The sequence below is a fragment of the Thiothrix litoralis genome (assembly GCF_017901135.1).
In the GTDB taxonomy this organism is placed as follows: domain Bacteria; phylum Pseudomonadota; class Gammaproteobacteria; order Thiotrichales; family Thiotrichaceae; genus Thiothrix; species Thiothrix litoralis.
In genome coordinates this window covers 2,107,819-2,124,829 of sequence record NZ_CP072801.1, presented here as the reverse complement: position 1 = coordinate 2,124,829, position 17,011 = coordinate 2,107,819, and the positions used below count along the sequence as shown (strand labels likewise).

The 17,011-nt window shown below is 51.5% G+C and carries 11 protein-coding genes and 1 pseudogene; 11 read left to right on the top strand and 1 reads right to left on the bottom strand.

What is annotated here, in order from left to right:
• Positions 1-7 precede the first annotated feature (7 nt).
• The 9 genes and pseudogenes from J9253_RS10275 (at position 8) to J9253_RS21235 (ending at position 11,367) form a co-directional block, all read left to right on the top strand.
• Complete coding sequence (locus tag J9253_RS10275) at positions 8-2,377, top strand: phosphoketolase family protein (RefSeq protein ID WP_210224471.1); 2,370 nt, start codon at positions 8-10, stop codon at positions 2,375-2,377.
• Positions 2,374-2,985 (top strand): class I fructose-bisphosphate aldolase, encoded by a 612-nt coding sequence (locus J9253_RS10270; RefSeq protein WP_210224470.1) that lies wholly within the window; start codon positions 2,374-2,376, stop codon positions 2,983-2,985. Before J9253_RS10275 ends, J9253_RS10270 begins: the two co-directional genes overlap by 4 nt.
• An 89-nt stretch (positions 2,986-3,074) precedes the next feature.
• Positions 3,075-3,233: a nucleoside triphosphate pyrophosphohydrolase family protein gene (locus J9253_RS10265; RefSeq protein ID WP_210224469.1), complete on the top strand. Its 159-nt coding sequence runs from the start codon at positions 3,075-3,077 to the stop codon at positions 3,231-3,233.
• Positions 3,230-4,351, top strand: coding sequence for an AAA family ATPase (locus J9253_RS10260; RefSeq protein WP_210224468.1), 1,122 nt, complete (start codon positions 3,230-3,232; stop codon positions 4,349-4,351). The genes J9253_RS10265 and J9253_RS10260 overlap by 4 nt, the downstream gene beginning before the upstream one ends.
• Positions 4,344-4,862 (top strand): hypothetical protein, encoded by a 519-nt coding sequence (locus tag J9253_RS10255; RefSeq protein WP_210224467.1) that lies wholly within the window; start codon positions 4,344-4,346, stop codon positions 4,860-4,862. The genes J9253_RS10260 and J9253_RS10255 overlap by 8 nt, the downstream gene beginning before the upstream one ends.
• 12 nt (positions 4,863-4,874) lie before the next feature.
• Positions 4,875-6,026, top strand: a complete 1,152-nt coding sequence (locus J9253_RS10250) for an AAA family ATPase (RefSeq protein WP_210224466.1) — start codon at positions 4,875-4,877, stop codon at positions 6,024-6,026.
• Positions 6,026-6,727 (top strand): retron system putative HNH endonuclease, encoded by a 702-nt coding sequence (locus J9253_RS10245; RefSeq protein WP_210224465.1) that lies wholly within the window; start codon positions 6,026-6,028, stop codon positions 6,725-6,727. Before J9253_RS10250 ends, J9253_RS10245 begins: the two co-directional genes overlap by 1 nt.
• Positions 6,724-9,030, top strand: a pseudogene (gene dnaE / locus J9253_RS10240) (DNA polymerase III subunit alpha); the annotation flags it as partial. The gene J9253_RS10245 and the pseudogene dnaE, both read left to right, overlap by 4 nt.
• 249 nt (positions 9,031-9,279) lie before the next feature.
• On the top strand, positions 9,280-11,367 hold the full coding sequence (locus J9253_RS21235) for a helix-hairpin-helix domain-containing protein (protein ID WP_210224590.1): 2,088 nt from the start codon (positions 9,280-9,282) through the stop codon (positions 11,365-11,367).
• A gap of 9 nt (positions 11,368-11,376) precedes the next feature.
• Here J9253_RS21235 and J9253_RS10230 read toward each other — a convergent pair whose 3' ends face one another.
• Entirely contained in the window at positions 11,377-12,393 is a 1,017-nt protein-coding gene (locus tag J9253_RS10230; RefSeq protein WP_210224464.1) for a polysaccharide biosynthesis tyrosine autokinase, read from the bottom strand.
• Positions 12,394-12,644: 251 nt separating this feature from the next.
• Here J9253_RS10230 and carA point away from each other — a divergent pair, with 251 nt between their 5' ends.
• Together carA and carB are read left to right on the top strand one after the other, a co-directional pair.
• Complete coding sequence (gene carA, locus J9253_RS10225; RefSeq protein ID WP_210224463.1) at positions 12,645-13,784, top strand: glutamine-hydrolyzing carbamoyl-phosphate synthase small subunit; 1,140 nt, start codon at positions 12,645-12,647, stop codon at positions 13,782-13,784.
• A complete protein-coding gene (gene carB / locus J9253_RS10220; RefSeq protein ID WP_028488155.1) occupies positions 13,777-17,007 on the top strand; it encodes a carbamoyl-phosphate synthase large subunit in 3,231 nt (1,076 codons plus the stop codon). The genes carA and carB overlap by 8 nt, the downstream gene beginning before the upstream one ends.
• Positions 17,008-17,011: the final 4 nt, after the last annotated feature.

Here is a 17,011-nt window from a genome sequence, read left to right as displayed (position 1 = left end):
CAAAACCATGACAAGCAACACCCTCACCCCCGAACTGCTCAACAAAATGAATGCCTATTGGCGAGCCGCCAACTACCTGTCAGTCGCGCAAATTTACCTGTTCGACAACCCGCTGTTGAAACGCCCGCTGGCGCTCGCGGATGTGAAACACATGCTGCTGGGGCATTGGGGCACAACGCCGGGGCAAAATTTCATTTACGTGCATCTGAACCGGATCATCAAGCAATACGATCTCAACATGATCTACGTCTCCGGCCCCGGACACGGCGGTCCAGCGCTGGTTGGTAACACCTACCTGGAAGGCACTTACAGTGAGATTTACCCCAACATCAGTCAGGATGAGGCCGGTCTACAGAAACTCTTCAAGCAGTTTTCGTTTCCCGGCGGCATTCCCAGCCATGTCTCGCCCGAATGCCCCGGTTCAATTCACGAAGGCGGTGAGTTGGGCTATTCGCTGAGCCATTCCTTCGGTGCGGTATTCGACAATCCCGATCTTGTCGTGGCCTGTGTTATCGGTGATGGCGAGGCGGAAACCGGGTCATTGGCAACCTCGTGGCATTCCAACAAGTTTCTCAATCCCGCCAGCGATGGCGCGGTATTGCCCATCCTGCATTTGAACGGTTACAAGATTGCTAATCCGACAGTGTTCGCCCGCATTGAGCCGGAGGAACTGGATCAGTTTTTCAAAGGCTGTGGCTGGACACCTTATTACGTCGAGGGTGACGATCCCGCGCTGATGCACGAAGCGATGGCCACAACCCTCGATACGGCGATGGCGCAGATCAAGGACATTCAGCACGAGGCTCGCGTCAACGGCAATACCGTGCGTCCGCGCTGGCCGATGATTGTGCTCAAATCCCCCAAAGGCTGGACGGGTCCCGAATGGGTTGATGGTCTGCAAATCGAAGGCACCTTCCGTGCGCATCAGGTGCCGATTGCCGTTGATGCCGAGCATCCCAAGCATCTCAAGTTGCTGGAAGACTGGCTGAAAAGCTACCGTCCCGAAGAACTGTTCGACGAATCGGGTCGTCTCAAACCGGAACTGGCGGAACTCGCCCCCAAGGGCGAGCGTCGCATGGGTGCGAATCCCCACGCCAATGGCGGTTTGCTGCTGCGTAACCTGATCATGCCGGACTTCCGCGAATACGGGGTGAATGTGCCGTCGCCGGGTGCAGTGATGGCATCAGACGCGCATGAACTGGGCGTGTTTCTACGCGATGTCGCCAAACGCAATCAGGCGCAGCGCAATTTCCGCATTTTCGGTGCCGATGTCACACTCTCCGACCGCTTAGGTGCTGTATTCGAGGTCACGAACCGGCAATGGGATGCCCGCATCCAAGACAACGATGAGTTCCTTGCTAAGGACGGTCGTGTCATGGAAATGTTGAGCGAACACCAGTGCGAAGGCTGGCTGGAAGGCTATTTGCTCACCGGGCGGCACGGGCTGTTCACCAGCTACGAAGCATTTATTCACATCGTGGATTCGATGTTCAACCAGCACGCCAAATGGTTGAAGGTCTCGGCGGAATTGCCGTGGCGGCGCAAGATCGCCTCGCTTAACTACCTGCTGGCCTCCCATGTCTGGCAACAGATGCACAACGGTTTGACGCATCAAGACCCCGGTTTTATTGATCTGGTTGTGAACAAGAAAGCCTCCGTGGTGCGCGTCTACCTGCCGCCCGATGCCAACTGCCAGCTCTCGGTCTGGGATCACTGTTTGCGCAGTCGTCACTACGTCAACGTGGTAATCGCGGGCAAATATCAGGCTCCGCAATGGCTGACGATGGATGCTGCTGTGAAGCACTGTGCCGAAGGTGTCGGTATCTGGCAGTGGGCGAGTAACGATCAAACGGATGAAACCGATGTGGTGATGGCCTGCTGTGGCGATGTGCCGACGTTGGAAACCCTCGCGGCTGTTTCCATCCTGCGTGAGCACCTGCCCGACCTGAAAATCCGCGTGGTTAACGTGGTCGACCTGATGAAACTGGAAACGCCCAGCGAACATCCGCATGGCTTGAGTGACGCGGATTTCGACACGATTTTCACCACAGATAAACCGGTGATTTTCGCCTTCCACGGCTACCCGTGGCTGATACACCGCCTGACCTACCGCCGCACCAACCACGAGAACTTCCATGTGCGTGGTTACAAGGAGGAGGGCACGATTACCACGCCCTTCGACATGCGGGTCATGAATGATCTGGACCGTTTTCATCTGGTGATGGACGCCATTGACCGCTTGCCTCAGACCGGAGAGCAGGGTGATTACCTGAAGCAACAGCTCAAAGACAAACTTGTCGAGCACAAGCAGTACATCGACAAGCACGGTCAAGACATGCCCGAAATTCGCAACTGGAAATGGAGTAATCCCGCATGAATACACAAGCACTCATCAATACCGCGCAGGCGCTGGTTGCCGACAACAAAGGCATCTTGGCGATGGATGAAAGCAATCCAACCTGCAACAAACGTTTCGCCAAGCTGGACATTCCGCAGACTGAGGAAGCCCACCGCGCTTACCGCGAAATGATCGTGACGACAGCGGGTCTGGGCGAATGCATCAGCGGCGCAATCCTTTACGACGAAACCATCCGCCAGACCACGAGTGCGGGCATTCCCTTCGTACAAGCTGTCATGGATGCGGGCATTATTCCCGGCATCAAAACCGCAAAGGTGGTAGCCGACGCTACGGTAAGGTGTTTCCTGCGAGCCGTGCCTGCTGCCGTTCCGGGGATCATGTTTCTGTCGGGCGGCCAATCTGCTGAACTGGCTTCGTCCCGTTTGAATGCCATGAATGTGGGCTTCAAGTCTCGTGCACCTTGGGCGTTGTCATTTTCGTATGGCCGTGCCCTTCAGCAACCTGCTATGGAAGCATGGGCGGGTCAGGATGCCAACGTGAAAGCGGCACAACAGGCATTGCTGCAACGTGCCCGCTGCAATCTGGCGGCGCGGCGCGGCGAATACAGCGCGGCGATGGAAGTGTAATGGTCGGCTGTTGCTGCCGTTCAATCCAAGTACCTTAATGGCGTGTCTGAGCTATAATCCTGTGTCAGTTTCAACAGGACAGCCACGCCATGTTACCGAAAGACCTTGTGGGCGAACTCATGCACTTCCGTGCCGAACGCAGTTGGGCGCAGTTCCACACCCCGCGCAATCTCGCTATTTCGCTTTCCTTGAGGGCGAAAGGGGCTGTGAAGAAATACACTGAATTGCAAGCGGAGGGCGATGCATGATCACCGAATTGCGTTTGGAAAACTGGAAGAGCTTCGGCGAAGCGACGCTGTACATTGACCCGCTCTCCATCCTGATCGGCACGAACGCCAGCGGCAAATCCAACGTACTCGATGCACTCCAGTTTTTGCATGGTATTGTACGTGGAAATATTAAAGATTCACTTGATGCTGTACGCGGTAGTAATGATTGGCTCATAAATAAATCTAGCGACTATGCGAAGTTAAGTATTGCCATTGGTACGACTTATAATATGATTTATGAATATACCATTGTTCTTGGCATGTTAGGTGGTGATTTTTTAATAAAAGATCAAACGATAAAAATTAATGGTAATATAAAATATAAATCGAGGCTTAATCAACAGTCTGCAATACTAGAGGCATATAATGATGATCATGATTTGGAACTTTTTGGTGCTTTAGAATTTATGTATTCGACATTGACGAATATATGTCTATTAAATCCAATGCCCCAGCTTATGCGTGGGTTTTCTCCGGTTTATACTCGTTTAAAAGAAGATGCTGGCAATGTTGCTGGAGTATTAGCATCACTTTCTGCCGAACGTCAAAAAGAAATTGAAGATACGCTCACTCAATACGCTAGTCGTTTGCCGGAGCGTGATATTCATCGTGTTTATGCCGAAAAAGTCGGGAAACTGGGTAAAGATGCGATGCTTTATTGCGATGAGAAATGGGGAGAGTCGGGGGAGGTATTTACTGTCGATGCTCGCGCTATGTCTGATGGCACATTACGTTTTCTCGCCATTCTTACCGCTTTACTGACTTTGCCGGAAGGCAGTTTGTTAGCAATCGACGAAGTGGATAATGGTTTTCACCCTTCCCGCGCACACTTATTACTGGAAGCCCTGCAAACCATCGGTAAACAACGTAATATTGATGTATTAGTCACAACGCATAATCCCGCATTATTGGACGCATTGGGAACGGAGTTTGTGCCATTCGTTACCGTTGCCCACCGCGATAGCCTCACAGGCGAGAGCAAGTTGACGTTATTGGAAGACATCGAACAACTCCCGAAACTGTTGGCACAAGGCACTGTTGGCAAACTTTCCACCCAAGGTTTGATTGAAAAGTCGTTGGAGTCGGTACATGGGTAGGCGTGTACTGATTCTGGATACCTCCGTATTGTGTTGCTGGTTGCAAGTGCCGGGTAAAAAAGAGGCGGGAACACACGAAGACCGTTGGACTCATGCCCGTATCGACACCTTGTTGCAGGCAGAGCAGTTGAAACACAGCACTTTTGTGTTGCCCGTTGCCACACTGATTGAAACAGGCAACCATATCGCGCAAGTCGCGGGTGATCGTTTCAGCCTTGCTACCAAACTGGCAGATTACTTGCGTTTGGCTGCGGATGCCTGTTCACCGTGGGCTGCATTCACCGAACAAGCCGACTTGTGGCAGGCTGACAACTTGCGTACTTTATCCGAAAATTGGCCTGCGCAAGCCGCCCAAAAGCTGTCGATAGGCGATGCCACCATCAAAGACGTTGCCGAGTATTACCATAAGGCAGGCTATACTGTGGAAATCCTGACTGGCGATCACGGCTTGAAAGCCTATGAGCCTGCTCGACCTGCGATGATTCCGCGCCGCCGCCACCCTAAACCGTGAAGGCTGAATTGTATGTACATTGAAAAAATCAAAATCGACAAATTCCGCGTGTTGGAAGACATCGATATTCACTTTCAACCACCGGGTGGCGCAACTGCTGATCCAGAAACGGGGAATGTGGTTAATGTTATCGCGGGTATAAATGGCACGGGTAAAACCAGCTTGCTCGAAGCTGTTTTTCAGGCTATATCGAACCCTTCAGTTTTTATACATACTGGTAAGCATGGCACTGTATCAATTTCTGATTTTCCCTCTGTTACAGCAGATAATTGGCTGCCGCTATACAGGGAAGTTGAAAGATTAAACAAAGAAAATCATGATGGCATATTGTTTCATGATGTGCCGAGATTGATATTTTTACCTTCGCAGCAAAGCTTTCAATATGCGGCTATTTCACAACTAGAAAACAAATATTCTTATGCGCAAAAGATAGATATTAATAGTATATTGGGAAAGGCTGAGTTTTATATAAAAGAATACATTCTTAATAAAATTATTGAAAGCAATGTTGCAAGTTCTGAACAGCGGATGAAGGAATCAGTTGACTCCTTCAATGATAATTTCTTGGATGCAAATTTGTTGACAAAACTTACAGGGCTTTCCAAAAGATTATTTAATCGCCCCGTTTTTAGCAATGCATCTAATCAAGAAGTAACGATTGATTTATTAAGTGATGGCGAAAAGCAACTTTATGGTCGCGTCATTTCATTAATGATATTGAATCCAAATAATTCAATTATATTGATTGATGAGCCTGAAATCGCTCTCCATCCTGCATGGCAACAAAAAATCATGCAAATCTACAGCAGGATTGGGGGAAATAACCAGTTCATTGTGGCAACACATTCGCCGCAGATCATCGCCACCGTTCCCTACAAAAACCGTATTTTGTTACGTAAGGAAAATGGAAAAATACAACCTGTTCATATGAATCAACCACCCTCTGGTGTAGATGTAAACTCTATTCTTTCTGAAATCATGGGAGCTGATCCACGTCCGCCAGAATTATTGAAGCTATATGCACAATACCGCAAGTTTGTTGAAGACAGGAAGGAAAGCACGCAAGAAGCATTAGCAGTGAAAGCTCAGTTATCCGAAGAGAGTGATCATTCCCGTTTCATGCAAGAAATGGCTTTTCTTATTGAGCTACGGGATGCCGTCTAATGCGTCATGTAAAAAAAGGTAACAGCCCTGATTTTTTTGAAGCCTGTAAGACCAATCTGCCAGAGAATGCGGAGTGGCATGAATTTTATGAAAACCAAGAGCTTAGTGAATGTAAAAAAGCCTTGCATCATCATCTGATTGCTGAGCAGTCAGAGTTATGTATTTATTGTGAGCGAAAGATATGCAAAGATATTTCTCACGTTGAGCATATTCACCCAAAAGATGTGAGCGGTGAGTTTGCCCATCTTACTTTTGCTTATAAAAACTTGGTTGCTTCGTGTAACGGAGAACTATGTGACACCGACACTAAAAAGGTCTATAAGCCAGAAGATGTACATTCCTGTGGTCATAAAAAATCCAATGATTTCAATGTGAAACAGTTCCTAAATCCTGTTCTGGATGAAAGTATTGGCGAGTTCTTTAAGTACAATAAAGATACTGGGGGGATGTCTGCTGCTAATGAAGATGCGAGAGCTGAGTACACCATAAACTTGCTAAATCTCAATTGCATCCGTTTACAGAATGATCGTATTAACGCTGTACAAGCTGTTTTTGATGTGATGCTTAAAACTAATAATCCTATGTTCCGGCAATTGAGTAAACAAGAAATGGTTCGCATCTTATTGAAGCGTAATCCTCCTTTTCCGTTTATCTCATTTCTACGTTTTTACTTTGCTGCCCCTCAAGCGAGTACACCATGACCCCATTCGTCCACCTCCGTCTCCATACCGAATATTCCTTGGTCGACAGCACCATCCGCATCAAGCCGCTGATGAAAGCGGTCGAAAAGATTGGAATGCCCGCGATTGCCATCACTGACCTCAATAATTTCTTTGGGCTGGTCAAATTTTACAAAGCCGCGATGGGCACGGGTATCAAGCCCATCTTCGGCGTTGACGTATTGCTGACGGATGAGCAAGGCACTGACACCTTGTTCCATACCATCCTGCTATGCCAGAACAATACTGGCTACAGCAATATTACCAAGTTGATTTCCCGTGCTTATCAGCAAGGGCAAGTGCTGGGTGTGCCCCGCGTCTCCCGTGAGTGGATCAAGGAATTCAGTGAAGGCGTGATCATGCTTTCCGGCGGGCGCGAAGGCGACGTAGGCCAAGCGCTGCTATCTGGCAACCAGGATTTGGCTGAAAAACGCCTGCAAGAATGGCTGGCAATGTTCCCTGATCGCTATTATCTGGAGCTGCAACGTACCGGGCGCGATGGCGAGGAAGATTACATCCACGCGGCGATTGATCTGGCGCTGCTTCACGACATTCCGGTGGTCGCCACCAACGATGTGCGCTTTACCGCCGAATCCGACTTTCCGTCCCACGAAGCCCGCGTCTGTATCCGCGACGGCTATGTGCTGGCTGACCCCAAACGCCCCAAACGTTACAGCCCGCAGCAATACTTGCGTACCCCGGGTGAAATGGTGGAACTGTTCGCCGACATTCCCAGCGCCATCAGCAATACCGTTGAAATCGCCAAACGCTGCAATGTTTCACTGACACTGGGTAAAAACTACCTGCCACAATTCCCGATCCCGCCGGGTCTTACCGAAGCCGAATATTTCTGCCAAGTCAGCGAAAAGGGTTTGGAAGAGCGCCTCGATTTTCTCTACGGTGAAAAATTTCCGCGCGGCACGCCGGGATTTGCAGAAAAGCGCAAGCCTTACGATGAACGCCTGAAAATCGAACTCGATGTTATCAACGAAATGGGGTTTCCCGGTTACTTCCTGATCGTTGCCGACTTCATCCAGTGGGCGAAAGACAACGGTATTCCGGTAGGCCCAGGGCGGGGTTCCGGTGCGGGTTCACTGGTGGCGTATGCGTTGAAAATCACCGACCTTGACCCGTTGGCTTACGATTTACTGTTTGAACGTTTCCTCAACCCTGAACGGGTGTCCATGCCTGACTTCGATATCGACTTCTGCATGGATGGGCGTGACAAAGTGATTGATTACGTGGCCAGAACTTACGGGCGTAATCAGGTTTCACAGATCATCACCTACGGTTCGATGGCGGCGAAAGCGGTGGTGCGTGACGTGGGGCGGGTGCTGGGGCATCCGTATGGTTTTGTTGACCGCATTGCCAAGCTGATCCCATTCACCATTGGCATTACCTTGTCAGACGCGCTGGGGCGTACCCCCAAGTCCGAAAAGGATTCCGAACTGGTGTCCCCCGACCTGATCGAGTTGTACAACAGCGATGAAGAGGTGAAATCCCTGCTGGACTTGGCAATCTCGCTGGAAGGTTTGTCGCGCAATACCGGCAAACACGCGGGCGGGGTGTTGATTTCACCCACCGATCTGACCGATTTCACCGCGATTTGCTGCGAAGAAAACGGCGAAGGCGTGGTGTCGCAGTTTGACAAGAACGATGTGGAAGACATCGGGCTGGTTAAATTCGACTTTTTGGGCTTGCGTAACCTCACCATCATTGATTGGGCATTGCAAACCATCAACCGCAAGCAGGCCGCCAAGGGTTTGCCGCCAGTCGACATCAACCGCATTCCGTTGGATGATAAGGCTTCGTTTGACCTGCTCAAGGCGCAAAAAACCACGGCGGTTTTCCAGCTTGAATCACGCGGCATGAAAGACCTGATTCGCCGCCTGCAACCGGACGTGTTCGAGGACGTGGTGGCACTGGTCGCGCTGTTCCGCCCAGGCCCATTGCAGTCGGGGATGGTGGATGATTTCATCAACCGTAAAAAAGGCATTGCCAAGGTCGAATACCCGCATCCTAGTCTGGAGCAAATCCTCAAGCCGACCTACGGGGTAATTGTTTACCAAGAACAGGTCATGCAGATTGCGCAAGTCCTCGCCCAGTACACCTTGGGCGGTGCGGACATGTTGCGCCGGGCAATGGGTAAAAAGAAACCGGAGGAAATGGCCAAGCAGCGTTCCATTTTCATGGAAGGCTCGCGTAACAATAATGTCGACGAGAGCCAGGCGGGTTATATTTTCGATCTGATGGAAAAGTTCGCAGAATATGGATTTAATAAAACAGTGGACAAGGATACAGAAATCCATACACTAACAGGCATTAAAAAAATAAAAGATTGCAAGGTGGGTGATCAGGTCGTCAGCGTGACTGTGGATGGAAGCCATGTCTGTACGGACGTGATTGCTTTGCACGATCATGGGGAAGTACCGCTTTGGGAGATTCAATTCGATGACGGAACTATTGAACGCTGTACCCTCGACCACAAATGGCTCACAGAAAACGGGCAGCAGCCGCTCTGGAAAATTATACGAATGGGTGGCCAAGTGTGGGGCAGTCCAGCGTATCAAGCGCGACATTCATGCACATCAGAAACAATGCCCTATTTGCATGAGCATGATTCATACGGGGCCATCGTCAGGCAAGGAAAGAGTCATGCACTGCGGCATGGTCATCAAAACGCGCAAGGAGGCCAGCGCCCATTTTCAGCGTTGCGAGGCTTGCCAAACCATACGCAAGGAAGTCCAGGTGCGTACTTGCAAAGAACTCCAACATACGCCAGAAATGCGGCGCAAATATTCAGAAACGGCGAAGAAAACATCAGCACGAGCCGATATTCAGCAGGAAAGGGCGCAGCGTTTAAAGGTTTGGAGGGACGAGCATCCAATAGAATTTCAGAATATCCAAGCCAAAGCACATGCCTCTCCCAAATTGTCCAAAATGGAAATATGGTTGGAACCCCATTTAACGGCGTTGGGGTTTGTGCGCAACACACAATTTCGTTGCCAGAAGGGACACAAGCAAATCGACTTTGTACACCGTCAGAAAAAAATGGTGATCGAAGTCGATGGCCCGTGGCATTTTTTTCCGATTCGATCAGAACAACATTTGCAAACGGTGCAGGCACGGGATCGGATGCTGAACCAAGAAATCATGAGGCGATCTTGGCGCTTAATCCGGCTTTCGATGGAATGCTTCAAAAGCAACTCTGGCGAACTTATCTCTCCCGGTCTGAGCCAGTTAATAGCGACCATCGACAATGGCGATTGGGATGGAATACGGTGTTACGGAAGCCTATACGAGCAACGTTCATGGGATGGAGTCAAGGTTATGATCTTGAAGTAGCCCATCCTGAACATAATTTTTTGTTAGCGTCAGGTTTATGCTGCTCAAACTCGCATTCAGCCGCTTACGCCCTCGTTGCCTTCCAGACCGCATGGCTAAAAGCGCACCATCCGGCGGCGTTCATGGCAGCCGTTATGTCGGCGGATATGGATAACACCGAAAAAGTCGTGACCCTGCTGGATGATTGCCGCCAATTAAATTTGCAGGTGTTGCCGCCCGATATTAACCGTTCCGAATACCAGTTCACGGTGGATGACAAGAACCGCATTATCTACGGCCTTGGTGCCGTTAAAGGCGCAGGGGAGGCAGCACTCAGTGTGCTGGTGGAAGAGCGTAACAAGAATGGTGCCTTCCAGTCGCTGGCTGATCTGTGCAAGCGTTCCGGTACGCAAAAGGTGAACCGGCGTGTGCTGGAAACGTTGATCAAGTCCGGCGCTTTCGACAGCTTGGGCGGAACTCGCCGCGCCATGCTCGAATTCCTGCCCGAAGCGATGCGCATGGCGGAACAGTACAACCGCAATCAAGGCACGGGGCAAACCGATCTGTTTGGTGGGCTGTTCGGTAACGGTGTGGCGGAATCGACGCCGGAAACCGCGATGCCCGTCCGCGAGGAATTCCCAGAAAAGGAACGTTTACGTTTAGAAAAGGAAACGTTGGGGTTGTATCTGACCGGGCATCCATTGGATGAGTATAAGGAAGAAATTGCTGGCTTAGGTAGTCGCAAAAAGTTGGCGGATATTGCGGAAGATGAGGGCACGAAATACCGCCGCGAAGCCGTCACGCTTGCGGGATTGGTGAGCAGTGTGCGTACTCAGCACACGGATAAGGGCAAACGCGCCTTCGTGCAGCTTGATGACAACACGGCTTATTACGAAGTCATGATTTTTACCGACACTTTTACCCAGTTCGGTCATTTGTTGGAAAAAGAAGCCTGTGTGGTGTTGGAAGGTACGCTCGATACCGATCAGCGTACCGGTAAGACCCGTTTGAAGGTAGAAAAAGTCCACAATATGCAGTCGGTACGGGAAAATTTCTTGCGTAAGTTGCTACTGAAAGTGGATGTCTCGCAAGTACCGCAAGGGGTGCTGGAGAAGTTGCGTCAATGCCTACAACCTGCAACTGCTGCGGGCGCGTTCCCGATTGCCGTGGAATACCGCAATGCCGAGGCACAATCGGAATTGCGCCTCGCAGGCAGTTGGACATTGTCGCTGGATGATGCCGGTTTGCGTGATTTACGGCAGATGCTGGGCAAGGAAAATGTCAGTCTGGTATTTTAGCCTATCCGCTTAACGCACCTTGGTCATCACCACCCCGATGATATTGGTACGCGATTGTTTCAAGCGTTCAAACGCGGCGTGGAGCGGGCGACGCCGGGTTTCATTGCACGCCACCACCAGCAAGGTCGCATGGACGCGGTTGCCGATCAGCAAGGCATCCGCCATGCCCATGACCGGGGGCGAGTCAATGATGATCAGGTCAAAGTCGCTATGACCTTGTTCTGCATTGCTAATCAATTGAGTTAATGGTTCGCTAGAGAGCAATTCGACCGCGTGGGGCGTAATCGGCCCGGAGGTCATCACGTGTAAGCCAGAAATGAAGGTTGGACGGATCAGGTTGTCGAGCGGATCCATACCCGCCAGATAATTTCCCAGCCCTTTGGTATTATCCATCTCGAAATGTTTGTGCAGGGTAGGGCGGCGCAAGTCAGCGTCGATCAGCAACACCTTACTGCCTGCTTGTGCATACTGTGTGGCTAGGTTGATGCTAGTGCTGCTTTTGCCTTCACTGGCATCGGTGCTGGTAATATTGATGACCTTGGGCTGGCTTTGCTGGGTCACGATCAACAGATTGCTATGCAAGGCGCGAAAGGCTGCGGCGACCGTTGAGTCCGGGTTTTTGGCGCTTTGGAAGGCATAGCTACCGGCTTTTTTGCTGATGACCGGTGCAACTCCCAGCAAGGGCAACGGCAACACCCGTGCTAGCATTTCCCGGTTTTTGATGGCGGCATCAGTACCTTCGCGGACGAAGGCCGCAAGGATGCCCGCGCATAAGCCCAGAATGAAGCTCAGCACAAAGTTACGAGGCAGATTGGGTTGTAGCCCTTCCATCGTAAACAGCACAAACAGAAAAACGCCCAGATAAACGCCCAGCAGGGTTTTCTCCCGCCGTTTGGTGATCATGCGGAATTTTTGCAGTTCTTCACGGAAAGAGGTGCCATCTGTTTCAAAGGTTGGCACGTGGATAAAGCCTTTTTCGGATGACAGCGTTGTCTGCTGTTCGGACAGCAGTTTGTGCGTACTCATGATCGACCGATTCCCCCATTTAGCCCTGAGTCAGTGAATTATACATAAAAAAATATAATTTGCATGGTCATAAAAGGATTCGGATAAACATAATCCCTCCCTTTCTATACAATAGATCAGTCGGTCAGCATTAAGTTTCAATGAAACCGTGCATGGACACTCTGTCAGGCAGGGAGTAAAATGCACCCCTACTGATTTCACGGGATGAGCCATGCCTCATCCCGTTTCGTATGTAGACTTCGGAGGTTCTTTTGAACAAGCAAGCACTGCTGGTGCTGGAAGACGGGAGTGTTTTCCACGGGCGTTCTATCGGCTGTGATGGCCAAACCACGGGTGAAGTGGTGTTTAATACCGCGCTGACAGGCTATCAGGAAATCCTGACCGACCCGTCTTATTCACGTCAAATGGTAACGTTAACCTACCCCCATATTGGTAACGTGGGTGTCAATCAGGAAGATTGCGAATCCACACAAGTCCACGCGGCGGGTCTGATCGTGCGCGATGTACCTGCTGTGTACAGTAGCTGGCGGGCGGAAGAATCGCTGCCAGCCTACCTTGAACGCAACAAGGTGGTGGCGATTGCCGACATTGATACACGTCGTTTAACCCGTATTCTGCGCGAAAAGGGTGCACAACGCGGTTGCATTGTGGCGGGTACAAACCTCAGCGTCGAGCAAGCGTTGGATGCAGCACGTTCTTTCCCCGGCCTCAAAGGCATGGATTTGGCGAAAGAAGTGACGGCTAAAGCCAGCTACCTGTGGACAGAAGGCAGTTGGCAGTTGAACCCAGCAACACCGCGCCCTTCCACCGCCGAAACGGCGGAATTCAACATTGTGGCTTACGATTACGGTATCAAAACCAATATCCTGCGGATGCTGGTGGATCGCGGGTGCCGCGTGACGGTTGTGCCTGCACAAACCCCGGCAGCGGATGTGTTGGCGCTGAACCCGGATGGTGTATTCCTCTCCAACGGCCCCGGCGACCCAGAGCCGTGCGATTACGCGATTAGCGCCATCCGTACCGTATTGGAGAACAAAGTCCCCACTTTCGGCATCTGCCTTGGGCATCAACTGCTCGGCCTTGCCAGCGGTGCGAAAACCATCAAGATGAAATTCGGGCATCATGGCGCGAACCATCCGGTGCAAGATGTAGACAGCAAACGCGTGATGATCAGCAGCCAGAACCACGGTTTTGCGGTGGATGAAGCCAGTTTGCCTGCGAATGTGCGTGCGACTCACCGCTCGCTGTTTGATGGATCCCTACAAGGCATTGAACGTACTGACTGCCCGGCACTGAGTTTTCAGGGACACCCCGAAGCCAGCCCCGGCCCACACGACGTAGCCCCTGTATTCGACCGTTTCATTGAGATGATGAGAGCCGCACATGCCTAAACGCACAGACATTAAAAGTATCCTAATTATTGGTGCAGGCCCGATCATTATCGGTCAGGCGTGCGAATTCGACTATTCCGGTGCGCAAGCGTGTAAGGCGCTACGTGAGGAAGGCTACCGCGTCATTTTGGTCAATTCTAACCCCGCGACCATTATGACCGATCCTGAAATGGCGGATGCGATTTACATCGAACCGATCCGCTGGGAAACGGTTGCCAGAATCATTGAAAAAGAACGCCCTGATGCGCTATTGCCAACCATGGGTGGGCAAACCGCGCTTAACTGCGCCCTCGATCTTTCCCGCCACGGCGTGCTGGAAAAGTTCGGTGTAGACATGATCGGTGCCAACGAAGTGTCCATCGACATGGCCGAAGACCGCCAGAAATTCAAAGTGGCGATGGATGAAATCGGCCTTGAATCTGCGCGTTCCGGCGTAGCGCATTCGATGGACGAAGCCCGCGCAGTGCAAGCCGAACTGGGTTTCCCGGTGGTTATCCGTCCGTCCTTCACGATGGGGGGCAGTGGCGGCGGTATCGCTTATAACAAGCAGGAATTTGAAACCATCGTGGCTCGCGGGCTGGATTTATCCCCGACCACTGAAGTGTTGCTGGAAGAATCCCTGCTCGGTTGGAAAGAGTATGAAATGGAAGTCGTGCGTGACCGCAATGACAACTGCATCATTATCTGTTCCATCGAAAACCTTGACCCGATGGGTATCCATACCGGCGACTCGATTACCGTCGCACCTGCGCAAACCTTGACCGACAAGGAATACCAGTTGCTGCGGAATGCATCACTGGCGGTGCTGCGCAAAATCGGCGTGGACACGGGCGGTTCCAACGTACAGTTCTCGGTCAACCCGGACAACGGGCGCATTATCGTTATCGAAATGAACCCGCGTGTGTCGCGCTCTTCCGCGCTGGCTTCCAAAGCGACTGGCTTCCCGATTGCCAAAGTTGCAGCGAAACTGGCGGTCGGCTACACGCTGGATGAATTGCGTAACGAAATTACCGGCGGCGCAACCCCAGCATCGTTCGAGCCATCCATCGACTACGTCGTCACCAAAATTCCACGCTTTACTTTCGAGAAATTCCCGCAGGCGGATGCGCGTTTGACCACGCAAATGAAGTCGGTCGGCGAAGTCATGGCGATGGGGCGCACCTTCCAAGAATCGTTCCAGAAAGCTTTGCGCGGTCTGGAAACCGGCATTGACGGCCTGAGTGAGCGTGTTGACCCGCAAGACCCTGATGCAAAAGACATCCTGCGTCGCCAAATGACCGAAGCCAGCGCCGAACGTATTTTGTACGTGGCAGATGCTTTCCGTTTTGGCATGACACTCGAAGAAGTGTTTAATCTGACCAGCATCGACATGTGGTTCCTGGTGCAACTCAAGGAACTGGTCGATCTCGAAAACGATTTGAAAGAACGTATTCTCAACGATCTCAGCGCCGATGAAATGCGGGCATTGAAGCGCAAAGGCTTCTCTGACCGTCGTTTGGCGACCCTGACACACGAAACCGAAAAGTCGGTGCGTGCGGCGCGTCATAAGTTGAATGTACGCCCGGTCTACAAACGCGTGGACACTTGTGCGGCGGAATTTTCCACCAATACCGCGTACATGTATTCCACTTACGAGGAAGAGTGCGAATCCAACCCGACCAACAATAAAAAGATCATGGTCTTGGGTGGTGGTCCGAACCGGATCGGTCAGGGTATTGAATTCGACTACTGCTGCGTCCATGCGGCGTTGGCCTTGCGTGACGATGGCTTTGAAACCATCATGGTTAACTGTAACCCGGAAACGGTTTCCACCGACTATGATACCTCCGACCGTCTGTATTTCGAGCCGCTGACGCTTGAAGATGTGATGGAAATCGTTGATCTGGAAAAGCCTTACGGCGTGATCGTGCAATACGGTGGGCAAACCCCGCTGAAACTGGCGCGTGACCTTGAAGCCTTGGGTGCGCCGATCATTGGTACATCGCCCGATTCGATCGACTTGGCGGAAGACCGTGAACGCTTCCAGCAATTGATCAATAAACTCGGCCTCAAGCAGCCGCCTAACCGTACCGCGAGAAGTATTGACGAAGCAGTACGTTTGGCAGACGAAATTGGCTACCCGTTGGTGGTGCGCCCGTCTTACGTATTGGGTGGTCGTGCGATGGAAATCGTTTACCACGAAAACGAATTGCGCCGCTACATGACCACGGCTGTATCCGTTTCCAACGATTCCCCGGTATTGCTCGACCGTTATCTGGATGACGCGATTGAAGTCGACGTGGACGCGATTTGCGACGGCGAAAACGTGCTGATCGGCGGCATTATGCAGCATATCGAACAAGCGGGTATCCACTCCGGTGACTCAGCGTGTTCCTTGCCGCCGTATTCCTTGCGTGCCGACATTCAGGATCAATTGCGTGAGCAAATGGTGCTGATGGGCAAAGCTCTCAACGTTATCGGCCTGATGAACGCGCAATTTGCGATCAAAGGCGATGATGTGTATGTGTTGGAAGTGAACCCGCGTGCTTCACGTACCGTGCCGTTCGTGTCCAAAGCCATTGGTCGTCCGCTGGCGAAAGTCGCGGCACGTTGCATGGCAGGCCAGAGTTTGGCTAGCCAGAATGCCTTGAACGAAATCATTCCGTCCTACTACGCGGTGAAAGAAGCGGTATTCCCGTTCATCAAATTCCCCGGTGTTGACCCGATTCTTAGCCCGGAAATGAAATCCACCGGCGAAGTCATGGGCGTGGGCAGAACCTTTGCCGAAGCTTTCGGTAAGGCACAATACGCGGCTGGCGAACATTACCCAACTTCTGGCGTGGCCTTCATCAGCGTGCGCGAAGCTGACCGTCGCCATTTGCAGGAAGTGGGCAGCATGTTGGCCGGGCAGGGCTTCAAGATTGTGGCTACCCGTGGCACGGCACGCGAATTGCAAAACGTCGGTGTGGCGTGTGAAATCGTCAACAAGATGCGTGAAGGCCGCCCCAATATCGTGGATATGATCAAAAACGAAGAAATCGACCTGATTGTGAACACCACCGAAGGTGAACAATCGACGCGTGACTCGTTCGAGATCCGCCGCGAAGCCTTGCAGCACAAGATTACCTACACCACTACGATTGAAGGTGCGCGGGCATTGTGCAAGGCGATGGCCTACACTGACAGTGAGCAAGTCTACTGCTTACAGGATTTACATCAGGAAATAACACAACAAGGGGTTTGAAGCG

Excerpts from the sequence above, each read along its gene's own strand:
- J9253_RS10265 (WP_210224469.1), top strand. The coding sequence starts at position 3,075 with ATGTTACCGAAAGACCTTGTGGGCGAACTCATGCACTTCCGTGCCGAA.
- J9253_RS10245 (WP_210224465.1), top strand. The coding sequence starts at position 6,026 with ATGCGTCATGTAAAAAAAGGTAACAGCCCTGATTTTTTTGAAGCCTGT.
- J9253_RS21235 (WP_210224590.1), top strand. The coding sequence starts at position 9,280 with ATGGGTGGCCAAGTGTGGGGCAGTCCAGCGTATCAAGCGCGACATTCA.
- J9253_RS10270 (WP_210224470.1), top strand. The coding sequence starts at position 2,374 with ATGAATACACAAGCACTCATCAATACCGCGCAGGCGCTGGTTGCCGAC.
- J9253_RS10250 (WP_210224466.1), top strand. The coding sequence starts at position 4,875 with ATGTACATTGAAAAAATCAAAATCGACAAATTCCGCGTGTTGGAAGAC.
- J9253_RS10260 (WP_210224468.1), top strand. The coding sequence starts at position 3,230 with ATGATCACCGAATTGCGTTTGGAAAACTGGAAGAGCTTCGGCGAAGCG.
- J9253_RS10275 (WP_210224471.1), top strand. The coding sequence starts at position 8 with ATGACAAGCAACACCCTCACCCCCGAACTGCTCAACAAAATGAATGCC.
- J9253_RS10230 (WP_210224464.1), bottom strand. The coding sequence starts at position 12,393 with ATGAGTACGCACAAACTGCTGTCCGAACAGCAGACAACGCTGTCATCC.
- J9253_RS10255 (WP_210224467.1), top strand. The coding sequence starts at position 4,344 with ATGGGTAGGCGTGTACTGATTCTGGATACCTCCGTATTGTGTTGCTGG.
- carB (WP_028488155.1), top strand. The coding sequence starts at position 13,777 with ATGCCTAAACGCACAGACATTAAAAGTATCCTAATTATTGGTGCAGGC.